The organism is Thiothrix litoralis (assembly GCF_017901135.1).
GTDB classification, from domain to species: Bacteria; Pseudomonadota; Gammaproteobacteria; order Thiotrichales; family Thiotrichaceae; genus Thiothrix; species Thiothrix litoralis.
Genome location: NZ_CP072801.1, coordinates 2,383,335 through 2,398,108 on the forward strand (window position 1 = coordinate 2,383,335; position 14,774 = coordinate 2,398,108).

Annotated in this window: 18 protein-coding genes; 9 read left to right on the top strand and 9 right to left on the bottom strand. The window is 53.6% G+C overall.

What is annotated here, in order from left to right; translation table 11 throughout:
* Window positions 1-167: 167 nt before the first annotated feature.
* The 6 genes from J9253_RS11575 (at window position 168) to J9253_RS11595 (ending at window position 4,316) form a co-directional block, all read left to right on the top strand.
* The gene (locus J9253_RS11575; RefSeq protein ID WP_210221138.1) at window positions 168-761 is read left to right on the top strand and encodes an RNA polymerase sigma factor; all 594 of its coding nucleotides are present in this window, start codon (window positions 168-170) and stop codon (window positions 759-761) included.
* The gene (locus tag J9253_RS11580) at window positions 748-1,227 is read left to right on the top strand and encodes a cupin domain-containing protein (RefSeq protein ID WP_051543295.1); all 480 of its coding nucleotides are present in this window, start codon (window positions 748-750) and stop codon (window positions 1,225-1,227) included. Before J9253_RS11575 ends, J9253_RS11580 begins: the two co-directional genes overlap by 14 nt.
* Window positions 1,228-1,240: 13 nt before the next feature.
* On the top strand, window positions 1,241-2,089 hold the full coding sequence (locus J9253_RS11585; protein ID WP_210221139.1) for an alpha/beta hydrolase: 849 nt from the start codon (window positions 1,241-1,243) through the stop codon (window positions 2,087-2,089).
* A gap of 28 nt (window positions 2,090-2,117) precedes the next feature.
* Window positions 2,118-2,909: an MBL fold metallo-hydrolase gene (locus J9253_RS11590; RefSeq protein WP_210221140.1), complete on the top strand. Its 792-nt coding sequence runs from the start codon at window positions 2,118-2,120 to the stop codon at window positions 2,907-2,909.
* Between the two features lie 61 nt (window positions 2,910-2,970).
* Entirely contained in the window at window positions 2,971-3,393 is a 423-nt protein-coding gene (locus tag J9253_RS21435; protein ID WP_456121474.1) for an IS4/Tn5 family transposase DNA-binding protein, read from the top strand.
* Entirely contained in the window at window positions 3,330-4,316 is a 987-nt protein-coding gene (locus J9253_RS11595) for an IS4 family transposase (protein ID WP_456121475.1), read from the top strand. Before J9253_RS21435 ends, J9253_RS11595 begins: the two co-directional genes overlap by 64 nt.
* Before the next feature lie 19 nt (window positions 4,317-4,335).
* Here the strand turns inward: J9253_RS11595 and J9253_RS11600 are convergent, their stop codons facing one another.
* The gene (locus tag J9253_RS11600; RefSeq protein ID WP_210221141.1) at window positions 4,336-4,485 is read right to left on the bottom strand and encodes a hypothetical protein; all 150 of its coding nucleotides are present in this window, start codon (window positions 4,483-4,485) and stop codon (window positions 4,336-4,338) included.
* A 76-nt stretch (window positions 4,486-4,561) separates the two neighbouring features.
* On the opposite strand from J9253_RS11600, the gene J9253_RS11605 reads away from it, so the two are divergent.
* The 3 genes from J9253_RS11605 to J9253_RS11615 are packed head-to-tail and all read left to right on the top strand — an operon-like array spanning window position 4,562 to window position 7,048.
* Window positions 4,562-4,819 (top strand): UPF0175 family protein, encoded by a 258-nt coding sequence (locus J9253_RS11605; protein ID WP_210221142.1) that lies wholly within the window; start codon window positions 4,562-4,564, stop codon window positions 4,817-4,819.
* A 24-nt stretch (window positions 4,820-4,843) separates the two neighbouring features.
* Window positions 4,844-5,851, top strand: coding sequence for a hypothetical protein (locus tag J9253_RS11610; RefSeq protein ID WP_210221143.1), 1,008 nt, complete (start codon window positions 4,844-4,846; stop codon window positions 5,849-5,851).
* 51 nt (window positions 5,852-5,902) lie between these two features.
* Entirely contained in the window at window positions 5,903-7,048 is a 1,146-nt protein-coding gene (locus J9253_RS11615) for an RNA-binding domain-containing protein (protein ID WP_210221144.1), read from the top strand.
* A 24-nt stretch (window positions 7,049-7,072) separates the two neighbouring features.
* On the opposite strand, the gene J9253_RS11620 is transcribed toward J9253_RS11615, so the two are convergent.
* The 8 genes from J9253_RS11620 to J9253_RS11655 all read right to left on the bottom strand — a co-directional run bounded on the left by J9253_RS11620 (window position 7,073) and on the right by J9253_RS11655 (window position 14,772).
* Window positions 7,073-8,221, bottom strand: a complete 1,149-nt coding sequence (locus J9253_RS11620) for a HupE/UreJ family protein (RefSeq protein WP_210221145.1) — start codon at window positions 8,219-8,221, stop codon at window positions 7,073-7,075.
* The gene (locus tag J9253_RS11625; RefSeq protein ID WP_210221146.1) at window positions 8,218-9,252 is read right to left on the bottom strand and encodes a tetratricopeptide repeat protein; all 1,035 of its coding nucleotides are present in this window, start codon (window positions 9,250-9,252) and stop codon (window positions 8,218-8,220) included. The genes J9253_RS11620 and J9253_RS11625 overlap by 4 nt, the downstream gene beginning before the upstream one ends.
* 2 nt (window positions 9,253-9,254) lie before the next feature.
* Window positions 9,255-9,560, bottom strand: a complete 306-nt coding sequence (locus tag J9253_RS11630; RefSeq protein ID WP_210221147.1) for a hypothetical protein — start codon at window positions 9,558-9,560, stop codon at window positions 9,255-9,257.
* A gap of 12 nt (window positions 9,561-9,572) precedes the next feature.
* Window positions 9,573-11,057: a DUF4331 domain-containing protein gene (locus tag J9253_RS11635; protein ID WP_210221148.1), complete on the bottom strand. Its 1,485-nt coding sequence runs from the start codon at window positions 11,055-11,057 to the stop codon at window positions 9,573-9,575.
* Between the two features lie 112 nt (window positions 11,058-11,169).
* Window positions 11,170-11,772 (bottom strand): 2OG-Fe(II) oxygenase, encoded by a 603-nt coding sequence (locus tag J9253_RS11640; RefSeq protein ID WP_210221149.1) that lies wholly within the window; start codon window positions 11,770-11,772, stop codon window positions 11,170-11,172.
* A complete protein-coding gene (gene ubiH / locus J9253_RS11645) occupies window positions 11,769-12,986 on the bottom strand; it encodes a 2-octaprenyl-6-methoxyphenyl hydroxylase (protein WP_210221150.1) in 1,218 nt (405 codons plus the stop codon). Before ubiH ends, J9253_RS11640 begins: the two co-directional genes overlap by 4 nt.
* Window positions 12,987-13,076: 90 nt before the next feature.
* Window positions 13,077-13,982 carry a diacylglycerol/lipid kinase family protein gene (locus J9253_RS11650; RefSeq protein ID WP_210221151.1) on the bottom strand — a complete coding sequence of 302 codons (906 nt, stop codon included), beginning with the start codon at window positions 13,980-13,982 and terminating at the stop codon, window positions 13,077-13,079.
* On the bottom strand, window positions 13,969-14,772 hold the full coding sequence (locus tag J9253_RS11655) for a metallophosphoesterase family protein (RefSeq protein WP_210221152.1): 804 nt from the start codon (window positions 14,770-14,772) through the stop codon (window positions 13,969-13,971). Before J9253_RS11655 ends, J9253_RS11650 begins: the two co-directional genes overlap by 14 nt.
* Window positions 14,773-14,774 lie beyond the last annotated feature (2 nt).

The following is a 14,774-nucleotide window of genomic DNA, read 5'->3' on the forward strand; positions in this document are numbered from 1 at the left end:
TCCGCATTACCCACACCTCAAATTCTGCAATCAGCTAAATCCACTTGGGCACTGACTTACGTACTGCTTGATGAAAGCGCCTTTTTCTACAGGATTGCTACTGGAGATCGTGAGCCTGATCTTCTCTATGCTAGTATTTAGGTACTTGTTTTAGTGGAGAAGTATAAATGTTGCAGGATCAGGGTGAACTCTACGTCTTGCTGGAAAAAATCCAGCGAGGCGATCAGGCAGCGCTGGGGGTATTTTACAATGCAACCGTCAGGCGCGTATTTGCCGTCGCCCTCAAAGTGACTGCCAATAAGGAACTGGCGGAAGAAATCGTCAGCGATGTATTCATGCAAGCGTGGCATAACGCATCCAGCTACAGCGCCGAACGCGCCACCCCACTGGGCTGGTTGTTGATGATGGCGCATAGCCGCTCCATCGACGCTGTGCGCAAGGAAGGCAGCGCCACCCGCAACCAAATACCGCTGGAAGACGATTACGATGTGGCCGACACCGCCACGCTTGACCCGCTTTCTAACACACTGGGTGTGGAACAGGGCAACGAATTGGCAGAAGCCTTGAAACTACTGGATGGACAGCAACGTCAAATGATTGCATTAGCGTTCTACCGTGGCATGAGCCACCAGGAAATCGCCGAATACACCGGCGAGCCATTGGGTACGGTGAAGACTCTCCTGCGCCGCGCCCAAAGCATTTTGCGTGCAGCACTGACAAAAACTGACCTCGTAGAAGGGGGATATTATGGCAAATCATGAAAATACAAGCGTCGCCCCGCCTGTGCTGGACGAAGACATCCTGCTGCTATTGGCAGAGAATCAGGAGGAAGTGGAGCTTCCGCCGGAGTTAAATGCACGGATGCGCAATAACATCCTCAGCAACATTGCGCAGGAAGAAGCGGGTATTTTACCGGGTTTCACCACCGTCCGCGCCAATGAAGGCGAATGGTTTGAAGCCATGCCCGGTGCGCAAATCAAGATTTTGCATCGGGAAGGCGATTCCGGCCTGCTGACCTATTTGGCAAAACTGTCGCCCGGTTTTGAAATGCCCGGCCACCCGCACCCCTTCGATGAGGAATGCATCATGCTGGAAGGCGAATTGTGGTTCGGCGATTTACACCTGAAAGCCGGTGATTACCACTTTGCCTCCAAAGGCGTGCATCACGGCAGGCTGAAAACAGAAACCGGCGCGTTGGCCTTTTTGAAAGGTGCGTTACCCGCTTAAGGAGAGATGCAAGTTGAAAACAGGGTTTGCCATTATAGTCGTTTTCATCTTGCTGACTGCTGTCGGGTGCAGCACCTTGAAATCCACCGATGTGTTGAATTTTGTCCTGCCAACCGACGGCTATACGCTTAAACACGCCACCTACGCCAGCGGTGAACGCCATGATATGGATATTTACCTTCCCAAAGCGGCGACAGACAAGCCACCGATTGTGTTTGTCTTCGGCGGGGCATGGCGGGAAGGCGACAAGGCCGATTTTGCCTTTGTTGCGCAAGCACTGACCGGGTTGGGCTATCCTGTCATTATCCCCAATTACCGCCTGTATCCGCAGGTGCGTTTCCCCGCTTTCATTGACGATGTGGCGGATGCTATCCGCTATACTGAAGTGAATGCCCAACGTTTGCTGGGCAAGCCGTTGCAGCGTTATATCCTGATGGGACATTCTTCCGGCGCACACACGGCAGCGCTATTGGCAACGGATACACACTACGTGCAGGAACGTGGCGTTACTGCACGCTTGGCAGGTTTGATTGCACTGGCGGGGCCTTACGATTTGCCGCTGGATGACCCGGAAGTGATCCCTGTTTTCCCCAAGGCTGACCCGCAAGTGGTGAAGCCGGTGAGGAATGTTCACCCCGGTATGCCGCCGGTATTGTTACTGCATGGCGAAGCGGATACCCGTGTACGCCCGCTGCATACCCGCCGCTTTGCCACAGCCTTGCAACAAGCGGGCGTGCCGGTGCAGGTGAAACTGTATCCCGGTGTCGATCATGTGCAGATTATTGGCAGTCTGGCAGCGCCGTTGCGGTTGCTTAGCCCTAGCTACGGCGATGTTCAGCAATTTCTGACAAGCATCCCGTAAACCCTCTTTAGGCAACAGGAGAAAACAAATGATATTCAAACAACTTTTCGAGCAAGACTCCAGCACTTACACCTACCTGCTGGCCTGTGAACACACGGGCGAGTGCGTGCTGATTGACCCGGTGATCGACACGGTGGAGCGCGACTTGGCGGTATTGCAGGAGCTAGGGTTGAAGCTGACCTATACGCTGGAAACCCATATGCACGCCGACCACTTGACCGGTGCGCGTAAACTGCGGGCTTACACTGGCAGTAAAATCGTGGTTCCAGCGATGGACAAACTCGCTTGCGCCGACTTGGGTGTTGAGGAAAACCGCGTGTTCCGGGTGGGTCAGCTTGAGTTGCACCCGCTGTTTACACCGGGGCACACGGGTCATCACCATGCCTACCTGCTGGATAACGGGATGCAAAAAGTCCTGTTTTCAGGCGATGCGCTGTTGATTGAAGCCTGCGGACGTACCGATTTCCAGTCAGGCGACCCCGCCACACTGTACCAAAGCATTACCGAGAAATTCTTTACCTTGCCCAATGAAACGCTGGTTTACCCGGCGCATGACTACGAAGGCAGACAAATCACCACCATCGGACAGGAAAAAAACCGCAACCCACGCTTGGGTAACAACACCTCGCAGGAAGCATTTATCGCCATCATGAACGGGCTGAATCTGCCCTACCCCCGCAAGATTGATTTCGCCGTGCCGGGTAATGAAGCGTGCGGTGAATGCCCAAGCGATGTACCGGAGCAGTATCGCGGCCCTTGCGAGATTACGCAGTTACCGCAAGAACTGAGTCGACCGGGAAAAGCGGGCGATCAGGGCTGAGGTTAAAACCATCTCCTTATACACAAGTCCCAAGCTGATGTAAGATAAGCAATTTTCACCTATGAACTGGTCATCTAGCGAACTCACCGATCTTGATTTGGGAGACAAGCGCCTCGAAACACGCGCCGCCCATATTCTCAATGCCATGCTGAAAGCGCCCCAATCCAGCCTCCCCAAGGCTTGCCAGAGTTGGTCAAGTACCTTGGCGACGTACCGTTTCTTCTGGAATGAGGCGGTGAGCCATGATGCTTTGATGGCATCCCACTTTGAAGCGACAGAGTGCCGAATCCGTCAACAAGACTCGAAGATTATCCTGTGCATTCAAGACACCACCGAATTGGACTTCAATGGACAGGAAACCGAGGGCTTGGGGCGGTTATCCTACGATAAGCAACGCGGGATGTACCTGCATCCGACCTTGTGTATCACCCGGAACGCCTGCCGTTGGGCATCACCGATACGTGGATGTGGTCACGGGGCTTGAGCAAAGCCGCCGACCAAGCGAACCCCAGCATCAAAGAAAGCCGTCGCTGGATCGAAGGGTATGAACGGGTAGCCGAACTGGCGGCACGCTGCCCCGGACACCGGCTCATCTATACGGGCGACCGTGAAAGCGACTTTTACGACTTGCTCAAACGGGCACAAGCCTTGGATTACCCGGCTGACCTGCTGATACGGGCGCAACATAACCGTGCCTTAGGAGATGACCTCAAACTGTGGGATGCCATTGAGCAACAACAGGCGTTGACCCGCATCACCTTTACCAAACCGCGCAAGCAGGGTGAAAAAGCCCGCAAAGTGGTACAGGAAATCAAGGTGTTACGTTATACCCTGCGTCCCAAGAGCAAGCACCCGATGCTATTGACCTTGGTTCAAGCCAAAGAAATCAACCCACCCGCCGGAAAATCGCCCCTCATTTGGCGTTTAGTCACCAACCGTTGTGTAGAGACCGCCGATGCCGCTTGTGAACTCATCGACTGGTATCGGGCGCGTTGGGAAATCGAAATGTTTTTTGATGTCCTGAAAGTTGGCTGTCGCGTCGAAAAACTGCAACTGGACACTAAAGAGCGCATCGAAAAAGCCCTCGCGCTCTACATCATGGTGGCCTGGCGGATTATGTTTCTGATGCGGTTGGGGCGTACCTGCCCAGAACTTCCGGCTGAGCTGGTGTTTGACCCGCTGGAATGGAAAGTATCCTTCCGGCTCGGCAAAAAAGCACTGCCCGATGGCATACCTACCCTCAATCAAGTGATCCGCAATCTGGCAGAACTGGGGGGCTTTCTGGGCAGAAAATGCGATGGCGAACCGGGAGCTAAAAGTATCTGGTTGGGCTACTCAAGGGTGCTGGACTGTATTTATGGGATTCAGATGGCTAGTGAATTGGGGGAAGGACTGATTTGTGTATAAAGAGATGGGTTAAAACCCGTCAATCATCCCAGACTGAAAACTCGTTGGGGGTGACAGGGTGACGCAGATAGCCAGCACGTTGTTTTTCAACCAGCTTGCGCTGGTGATAAAGGGCAATCGCCATCCGCAGCACTTCACGGGTGAAGGCCGAGCGATTCATCAGATTCATGCTGAAGATGCCCCGTGATGCGTTGAAAGATTTTGCTAGAATGCAGGAACATTGATAGAAAAAGGATGGAACACCCATGCTGTCAAACTCCATACACGTAGAATATCCCGCCCATTTCCCCGATGCCTTGCAAACGACACCGGAAGCATTCGCACAGGAAGCCCGCATGGCAATGGCCATCAAGCTGTTTGAAATGAAGCGTCTGTCATCTGGCATGGCAGCTCAACTTGCAGGTATCGAACGGGTCACTTTCCTGCTAAACCTGCACCGCTATGGCGTGCCGATGCTGGATTTGCCGATGGATGAGCTGGAGGCAGATATTGCCAATACTTAATCAAATCAAAAAGGGCTTCATATTATGAAAATAGAGATTGGAGAGTCACTGATTTTGTCATGGCTCAGACACGAAAAAAAGTGCCAACTTGTACAAATGAATTGGAAACCATCAGTTGAATCGTGGGAGTTGATGAATGAAAGTGTCATCGAGCAAATAATGCGCGACTCTGATGATTACTTCAAGCATGAATATGATTATAAAATATATAAGAAAAATACATCACTCAGCCAATTGATTAAGCAAGCAGAAATTGATGTTATTGGTATTTCATATACAGGTGGGCTTAGGAATATTTATGCTGTAGATATTGCCTTTCATGAGTACGGGCTTAATTATGGTTCTAAAGATGAAACCATCATGAAAATAGTTAAGAAACTATTAAGAGCAGCGATGTGTATTTATGGTTACTTCGATTGCTCCGAAGGTGATATAGTTTTTTCATCCCCAAAAGTAAATAACAATATAATTGAAACTCTTGATGTCTGTTTAATTCAGGTTGAAAAAATTCTCAGAAAAAACAAGCTTAATTTCAACATCAAGTTAATTGCAAATAATTCTTTTAATAAAGAAATACTTCAACCTGTTCTCGATGCCACATCCTCTATCGCAGATACTTCAGAGTTATTCATGCGTAGTATACAAATGTATAAAATGTTTTCAGAAAACAATGATTCCAGTAAACTTTCAACAAAAATCAGCATTAAAAACAATGATGCACTGCAAAATAAAACAAAAATTGGCGAGTGGGTGCGAAAAAACTTAACACAGATGTTTGAAGAAAATAAAATATCAGTAGAAGAAGTTGAGTTAATGGAATCAATCGAATATTCTAAAAAGATATTCGGCATCCAAATGCCTTTATTAAAAAAGAAGCTGTCGATTGATGAGGGAAAACCTTCAAGATATTGGGCCAAACCTATTATTAAGGCATATGATGCTGAATACTTCATATGTTCTGAGTGGTATGAAAAAACAAACAAAAGCCATTTTGAAAAATGGGCTTTGCTAAAAAATCAACCAACTCATTAACCTATTGATGCATATACTATAATCTTTCTTTTAATTTAATACATGCTTATTATGACTAATGCCATCCAACAACTGATCACCCAAGGCGAAAATGCCCAGCTTGAATTCAAGTCGGCTGACGTTCGCCCCGACTCTGTGGCACGGGAAATCGTGGCCTTTGCCAACACCTTGGGCGGAACGTTGCTGATCGGCGTCGAGGATGATGGGGTGATTTCAGGCATTCGTGAGGATAATCTGGACACATGGATTGCCAATATCAGTCGTAACAACATCATTCCAGCGTTGAGTCTAGACGTTACACACGTCACTATTGAAGGGAAAACCGTGTGTGTTGTGACCATTCCCAAGGGCAAAGACAAGCCCTATCAAACACTGGATGGCAAGTATTGGCTGCGAATCGGCTCAACCAACCGCACCGCAACCAAAGAGGAATTGAGTCGCCTGTTTCAGCAAGCGGGATTAGTGCATTTCGATACAGCCCCTGTTGCTGATACGGGCATTGAAGGCATCGACTTCCGGTTGGTTGATCATTACTACCGCACCTACTACGACACCGCTTTCATCGACCTGCCAGACGATGAACAGCAAAGCCTGCTGCTGAATGCCGACATTCTGACCGAACTCGAAGGTAAACAGGTGGCAACGGTGGGTGGCTTGCTGATGTTCGGCAAACAACCCCAACGCCGCCTGCCTCACAGTTCCATCATGTTTGCAGTTTTCAAAGGTAATGACATTACAGATGATCTTGTGGACAAGAAGGAAATACTGGGAACACTGCCCGAACTGATTGACAAGACCGTAGCCTTACTCCAGCTTTTCCTGCCAAACCCATCCGTCATTGAAGGCACTCGCCGCAGTGAAACCGTGCTGGTTCCGCTCAAAGTCTTGCGTGAGGCGATGGTGAACGCTGTTGCCCACCGCGATTACTCCCTCAGCCAGCGCAAAATACAGGTGCATGTCTACAGTAACAGGATTGAAATCACATCCCCCGGTAAGCTCGCTAATACCCTGACACTGACGAAAATCCGCTACGGAAACTCCGCCCCGCGCAATATCTTCCTGATGAAATACCTCGATAACCTACGCTACTTCGACGGTTTGGGCAGGGGAATTCCCATGATGCTGAAGTTAATGCAGGAACGGATTACGTTTGAGGAAATTGGCGAATTGTTCCGCGTAACATTACGCTTTTCCTGAATAGATAAGCGTTTTTTAGACTCCTCACGACCACAGAAGCTTGGTATTAAACGCCCGCTCCACAAACCACATGCCCGCCAACACCACGGTAATACTCGCCGCCCCGTTCAACACGCCCACCCGGTAAAAGCGAGTCGGGCGCAACAGGTAAGCCAGCGGGAACACCAGTAACACCAGCAGCAATTGCCCCAGTTCCACCCCGATATTGAAGCCGAACAGCGCTTCCGCCATTGCTCCGGCAGGCATTTGCAGATCCCTCAGCACACTGGCAAAACCAAAACCGTGCAGCAACCCGAACACAAACGCCAGCTTCCAGTGGTCATGGGTAATGATGGGGTACAGGATATTCACCGCCACCACAATGATCGACAGCGCAATCGCCGCTTCCACCAAGCGCGAGGGCAAATCCACCACCCCCAACACTGCCAGCGACAAGGTAATGGAATGCGCCACCGTGAACGCCGTAATCACCTTCAGCAGGTTCATCAAAGCCGGGCGGAACGATTCCACCTGTTCCCATTGGCGCTGTTTCAACACCAGCACCGCAGGCAGGATCAGCATGGAAATGAACAGCAAATGGTCGAACCCTATCAAGATGTGATAGACCCCTTCACGGATATACGTCAGCAAAACCGACAACCAACCACTGTTTTGCACAGTCAATTCCTGCGTGGGGTGGTCGGTGGAAAAAATGTAGGAAGCCGCCCCCGAATCTGCCCGCTGATCCAGCAGGATACCCCGGTGCGTCGGGTCAATATCAAACAGCAGGCTGTATTCCACCTGCAAGGCTCCACTGGCAGTAGCCGGGCAACCCGCGTTCATCATTACCACCGCATAACCGCCGTCGGTATGGGTTTCGGTTTGCAAACCTGTGGTCTGGGGCTGGCAGGCCGTGCCGCCCTGTTGCAGATGCAAACGGCTGAGGGCGTAAGCATCCAGCGCGGCCTGTTTGCGTTGCAATTCGCCCCACGTAATCTTGCCGTCAGCATCGCTGTCCAGCCCGATAGCCTGTTCCAGATCGCGCAATGCAATATCCCAGCGCAAGCCGGTCTTACCATCCGGCTGATCCTGCAAAAACAGGTAGCTGTCGCTGGGTTTGTGGGCGAAAGCCGCCAGTGGCAATAGCAACAGGCAGATTCCCCAGAAGTAATAGAGGTGGTGTTTCATCATCATGTTGCTGCTCCAAAGGTACGTGCATACAAGGCTTCATCCTCTGCGTGCAGCGTACTACCGCGCAGCTTGGCAGCTTGGTAGCGGGCTTCGAGCAGGGCTTGGTAGCGGGCGGTTTCAGCCGTTTGCCGAGCATCGCGGCTGGCAATGGCGAGGCGTAACAGCAGCGCATCATCGCTGGTTTTATCTTGCAAGAGCGTAATAACGTCCAACGGGCGTTGTTGGCTGATCAGGAAGTCGCTGTACACCCGCAACAGGTAATTGTCGCGACGTGGTTCGGCTAATGCCGCCTGAAAATGCTGGTCAGCTTCAGGCACTTTACCGATACGGGCAGCCGTTTCGCCCAGCAAGGTGAGTACCCATTGGCGTAATTCCACTTGTTCCTTGCCCAAGGACGGCAATAGCGTGATTTGCAGGGGGTAAGCACGTTCCGCTTCACCGTTCTGGCTCATGACCTGGCTGTAACAGAGGGTCGCAAACCAGGTTGAAGCGTGCGTTGCCAGCGCGGAACAACTGCGACGGGCGGCAGCATATTCCTTATTGACCAACTGAACCGTGGCAAGGGTTAACCATGCTTGGGTCTGGGCAGGATTACGTTTCACCAAATGCTCAAGGTCTTGGGTGGCGGCAACGTATTCGTGGTTATGTTGGCGGATGGTGGCACGCAACAGCAACAATTCATCGGGTGGATCGGTTTGTTGCCACCACGGTTGCAAGAGTGCGGCGGCGTAGCCGTAGTAACGCGGGTCGGACTGTTCGCGCCCGGTTTCGATATAAAGGCGGGAAAGCGCCGCGACTGTCGTCACATCTTGCGGGTTGGCACGCCATTGCGCCCGCAGGCGGCTGATGGGGTCGTTGTTTCCCCGTAGCTGGGTGGGTAACACTTCCAGCACTTCGCTCTCACTGCCCGGAATATGGGGGGCTGCCTGCAACGTGGCAGGCAAGCCCAACAGGAGGGAAAAGCACAGGACAGCGCCGTAACGCCGCCCTGTCAAAGGGGAAACAGATGAGGGTTGTATCTGTTTCGGTTGCATGGTTATTGCCCCGCTGCCCGGTTGATAACCGTTTGCACGGTATCGCCCGTATTGACCGGGATAGGTGTGCCGTCAGCCGCACCAAACACGCTGGTAATGTCTTGTTGCAGACCCACGGGGTCGGTGACATCGGTTGCTTGCGCGGTCATCGAAGCATTGGCGATGGCTTGTACCCGGCTGGCGGAGGTGCTGGTGCTGGTTCCGCCACCGTTATCGGTCGTATTACCACCGCCGCTGCCACCACCGCAAGCGGTTAATAACGTGAGCAACACGGTGCTGGTGGAGAGTTTCCAGTATTGGCTTTTCATGACATGCCTCCCTTAGTTTGTGTTAGGTGAACCAGCCAGAGGCGTGGTCAGGTAAGGAAAGGCTTCACCAAACTGACCCGCGTTTTGCGGTGTGCCGTCGGTGTAAGGAATCGTCCCGCTAGGTGCTTGTTCCGGTGTACACAAACCCAGTGGCAGGTGGCACAGCAAGCCCATCGCAACGCGCAGTTCCGCATCCACCACATCATCACCGGGGCGACGGCCATTGGGGAAACCAGCGGAATCGCCAGCGGCTACGCCAAGGTTGTTCTGGTGAGCTTTCATGGTCGGGGCAATGCCGGTGTTAAGGCGCAGCATTTCTGCGGCTGAACCGTCAGCATTCACGCCTTTCAAGCCTGTCAGGAAAGCGGCCACCAAGTCAGGGCGGCCTTCAACCGTTGGAGCCGTCACGCCAAACAGCGCATTCAGCAGAACCGGCAGGCTGGGGTTAGTGACGTAATTCAGGAATTGTGCAGCGTCATCCTTGGGTTGGCTGGCGTTGAACAGGTTCTTGTCGGGCAGGCCAATGACCACTTCGTTGACCAGTGGCATACCGAGGCGGGAAACCTGCGTCCAAGCGCCGCCGCTGACTTTGGCTTTGAGCTTGTCCGGGGTTGGGTCAAGCACGCTAACCTGTGGCAAGCTGGCGGTTGTCCATGCGCCGAAAATGCCGTTGCTGTTGCCGCCAGTTAAACAGCCGATGGGCACTTCGAGGGCAAAGGTCGTGACGTTTTTATCTGCCAATGCATCTGGTTTGGCATCCGCTGAAGCTGTCGGGTCGAGGTTCACCAAGTCAAAGATTTCCCCGAGGTTGACGGCGAAAGGATCTTTACGTTGCCCAACGAATACCCGCCCATCTTGCGCCCCAGCCGGGCAGCCAGTCAGTTGCACGTTCTGGATGAAGCTGTGGGCGTATTGGTCGTAAGCCTGTGTGCTGAAAGTTTTGTTACCCACATTGTCAAACGGTTTGGCAAAGGTGGTGCTACCGTTGGCAGCGTTAACGGCGGCGTGCTTTTCGCCGGTGCGCCGGTCGCCATTAACCATGGTCAGCTTGTAGGATTCGCGGAAATTCAGGTTGCTGGAATCCGTATCGGTGACCGCGCCAATGTTCTTGAGCGGGACAGGAATGTCTTTGCCACCGATCGACAAGCTAATGCCTTTGCCGTCATTGCCCAGCTCATTAGTGACTTGGAACTGGAAGGTCAGGTCTTCCTTAGCATCGCCCGTGTTGTCGATGTGGATTTCATACAGCGCATCGGGTGACAGGCTGAAATAGTTGGGGCCGCCATACGGGTCTTGCAGCGGGTTGTAGTTGGCAATCAGGGTAACGTAGCCTTCGCGCCCCCCTTCATAGCTGCGGAAAGCGTAGAAGTCAGTGGCATCCACCTTGGGGTTTTCGGTAATGAAAGGTGCTTCGCGGTGGCTGGATGCCTGTACTTGTACGGCGCTGGATACTGCCAGTGTCAGGGTCGCCAGTGCCAGTGTGTGATGTGTTCTCATAGCCATTCTCCAAGAGCAGGGATAATCGGGTGATTAACGTGGTTCGTCTAAACCACTTGCTATGACTTACGGAGAGAGGTTGGAAACTGGATTGGATTTTTATGAAAAAAAGTTAATCTTTACTACGGGTGCGCAGCCAGCCCGTCAAACTGAAGCGTTCGCGACGGGCAGGCAACACTTCATGCCAGAAGCGGGCACTGTCGAACAAGATCCATTGCCCGGCTTCGGGCAATAGGTCGACATATTCGCCGCCTTCTTCACCCGTGGTATACAGGCGCAACTGCCCGCCATCGGCCGTTTGCCAATCCTCATTCAGGTAGAGAATCGCCGTCACAATCCGCGCTGAAGTGCCGCGAAAATTATCCAGATGCGCGCGGTAGAATGCACCCGGCGCATACACGGCAAAATGCGCTTCAAACTCGAACAAGCCCAGATACAGCGCCCGATTCAGGTTTACCCGCACGGCTTCCATGAATGCCTGATAGTCCGCTAATGCCCCCGACTCGGCCTGCTCCAGCCATTGCACTTGATCACCCCGGATGGACTCGTTGACATTCAAACCCTGCCCGCGTCCGATGCCTGCCGCGCGGAACTCCCCAGCCGCCCATTGCGCTTGTGCCTGCTCACGCAAAGCTCGCACCTGAGCAAGCGTCAGCAAGCCCGGCACGACCAACCAGCCACGGTCTGCCAAACCGTCCACGATCGCATCCATCATACCTGCAAGCCCAAACCCCGCGACAAACGCGCCTGACGATGCCGTAAGCCCATGCTTTGCTGGGTAATCCAGTGGCGCAACGCGGGTACACGATCCACCGCCAGCAAGCCCCCTGCCCGTGCATGACCCAAGGGCGCAAAATCATTGGAAAAAATCCGCACCAAGGTGTCCGTGTATTGCACCACCGCTTGGTAATCGGGTTGACGGCGCTGCTCATAATCTGCCAGCAAAGTAGCGTCGCCGGGGTCAGTGCCATGACGCGCCGCTTCCGCCAGCAAATCCGCCAAGGTTGCCACATCGCGCAAACCCAGGTTCAAGCCCTGCCCCGCCACCGGGTGCAGCGCGTGCGAAGAATTGCCGATCACCACCGCACGCCCTGCTACTTCGCGCACCGCTTTCTGCAACACCAAGGGGTAAGTGGCACGTTGCCCGACCCGCACGAATTCGCCTTGCCGATAGCCAAACTCAGCCTGTAACTTGCGCAGGAACGCAGCATCATCCAGCGCCATTGTTGCCGCCACATCCTCATCACGATGTGTCCACACCAATGAATAGCGGCCTTCGGTCAAAGGTAATAAGGCCAATGGGCCATTCGGGGTAAAACGTTCGTAAGCCCGCTGCTGATGAGGTTCGGCGGTGGTGACATTGGCAATCAGTGCCGTCTGGTGATACTCACGGCGGGTGGCTGCAATCCCCAGCATGTCGCGCACTGCCGAATTCGCGCCGTCAGATACCACCAGCAAACGGGTTTGCACGCTATCCACCACGCCATCGCGTTCGATACTTACCTGCACGCTGTCGGCGTCTTGCGTCACCGCAAACACTTTCGCCGGAACGATCAACTCGATGTTGGCGTCTTGCGTCAGTTCTTCGTACAGCAGCTTGCCCAATACCCGGCTTTCCACCACATACCCCAAGGCGGGAACCTTTTCTTGCGTCGCTTCCAGCCGGGTTGCGCCGAAATGTCCCCGGTCAGAAATGTGGATGTGCTGGATGCTTTCTACCCCGGCACGCAGCTTTTCCCACAAGCCCATGCCCTGATAAATGCGGCTGGAACCGTAAGACAAGGCGATGGAACGGTCGTCATAACTGGGCTGTTCCGCCACGCCGAAGTTGAAAGCTTCGATCAGGCCGATTTTCAGTTTCAGGGGTTTAAGCGCAACCGCAAGGCTTGCGCCGACCATGCCACCACCGACAATCAAAATATCAAACATTGCGCTTCTCACACCTTGGAATCATGCGTTCATCCTTGATGAAACCAGACAGCCTGTCAAGCACCGAGAAGGGTGTGGAAACTAACCCGTTCAAGTGCTTTGTTGCTCCTTGCTTGCGGTGTCCGGGATGATCACTGATAACGCCCCCACCGCGAAACGGTAATGCAGCGGCAGTTTTAAAAACACCAACTCACCGTCAACGGCAACATGGATGCGGCGTTTTTTACGCCGATAATCCAGCACCAAAGCACCTATCATACAGTCTTCCAGTGTCTGAGATTGGTTCAGCGGATCACGCCCCCAGATGGCGGCACTGAAAGCCAGCTTGAGTGTCTCCAGACGGTTTTGTGTCCGCACCGCCAGTAAGTGCAGGCCATTTTGCCCATCAGCACGCACCTGCCCCAAGGTTGGGAAAGCCAGTCCCCTTTCACCTACGCCGACAAACACCAGCGGCGAGTGGATCGTATTGCTATCCAGTTGGAGGTGGGCACTGCGCAAACGTAACAGGCGGCGCAAACCCGCAAATAAACTGGCGAGGTGATAATTCATCCACTGTTCCAGATGTTCGCGGGTGCGCACAAAATGGACGTATGCCCCCACTGAACTGGTGTTAATGAATAGCAGGTCGTTGACATAACCAACATCCACAGGTTGCGCCTGCCCGGTGAGTGCCAGTTCGATAGCGGCTTGCGGGTCAGAGGGGATCCCGAGGCGTTTGGCAAAATGGTTCAGGGTTCCGCCCGGAATGATGCCCAGCGCAATATCCGTACCCGCCAATACACCGCCAGCCAGCGCAAGCGTACCGTCACCGCCTGACACCAATATGCGGGTAGCACCCTCCTGCATGGCCTTGCGAAGGCCATCCGCCATATCGGTAGCAGGCATAGCGTGTACTGACAAGCGCTGATCCTGTTGTAACAGGTCGATAATACCGCTGGCGCTGCCGGATTCCGGGTTAATGAAAACCGGCACTGTCTTGCGGTCAAACCTCGTCATAGGGTTGCCAGCCTCCTGCTGTACGCTGGAAAAACTGCCGCTGGATGGACTCAAAACCCGTGCCGCGCCATTCCATCTGCTCCAGCGCCAACCGATTACGGTCGCCCCGGATCACGTTGAAGCTATTGGGCTGCCCCGGAGCCAGCCGGTTGGAAAGCGTGGTTCCGGCATGGGAAACCAGCATTCCCTCCAGCGGTTGTACGTAGGCCAGATGCACATGCCCGCCTAGAATCAGATCAACCCCCGCCGTGTGGAAGCCTTGCAGAGCCGCTTCCCTCCCGCCAATCAGGCTGCGGCTCAGGCTGGAATCCGGCAGCCAGAACGGGTGGTGTGCCACCACAATTCGCAGACAATCTTCCGGTACATGTTGCAACATCTCCTGAACATAGCGGATTTGTTTGCGGTTGATGCGCCCGCGTGACCAGTCCAGAGACAACCCCAGACGCCGTGCCGTGTTGACACCAACAGCCATGAAGGCATCGGTTTGCATGATCGGCTCCAGATCGGTGGCGACATACCGCTTCCACTTGCGCCACGGGTAAGCAAAGCGCTCCAGCAGGTTCCACGCCGCCAGATCGTGATTGCCGGGGATAATGAAACGCGGCTGCTCAAGGTGGCGCAGGAAAGCCTGCCCAGCCGCAAACTCGGAAGTTTTGGCGCGTTGGGTCAAATCGCCGCTGATAATGATCAGGTCGGGCTGAAGGGCATCCAGACTGGCGAGCAGTCCCTCGGTGACGGGTTGCAAATCGCGACCGAAATGCAGGTCGGATATGTGGGCGATAACGGTCATGT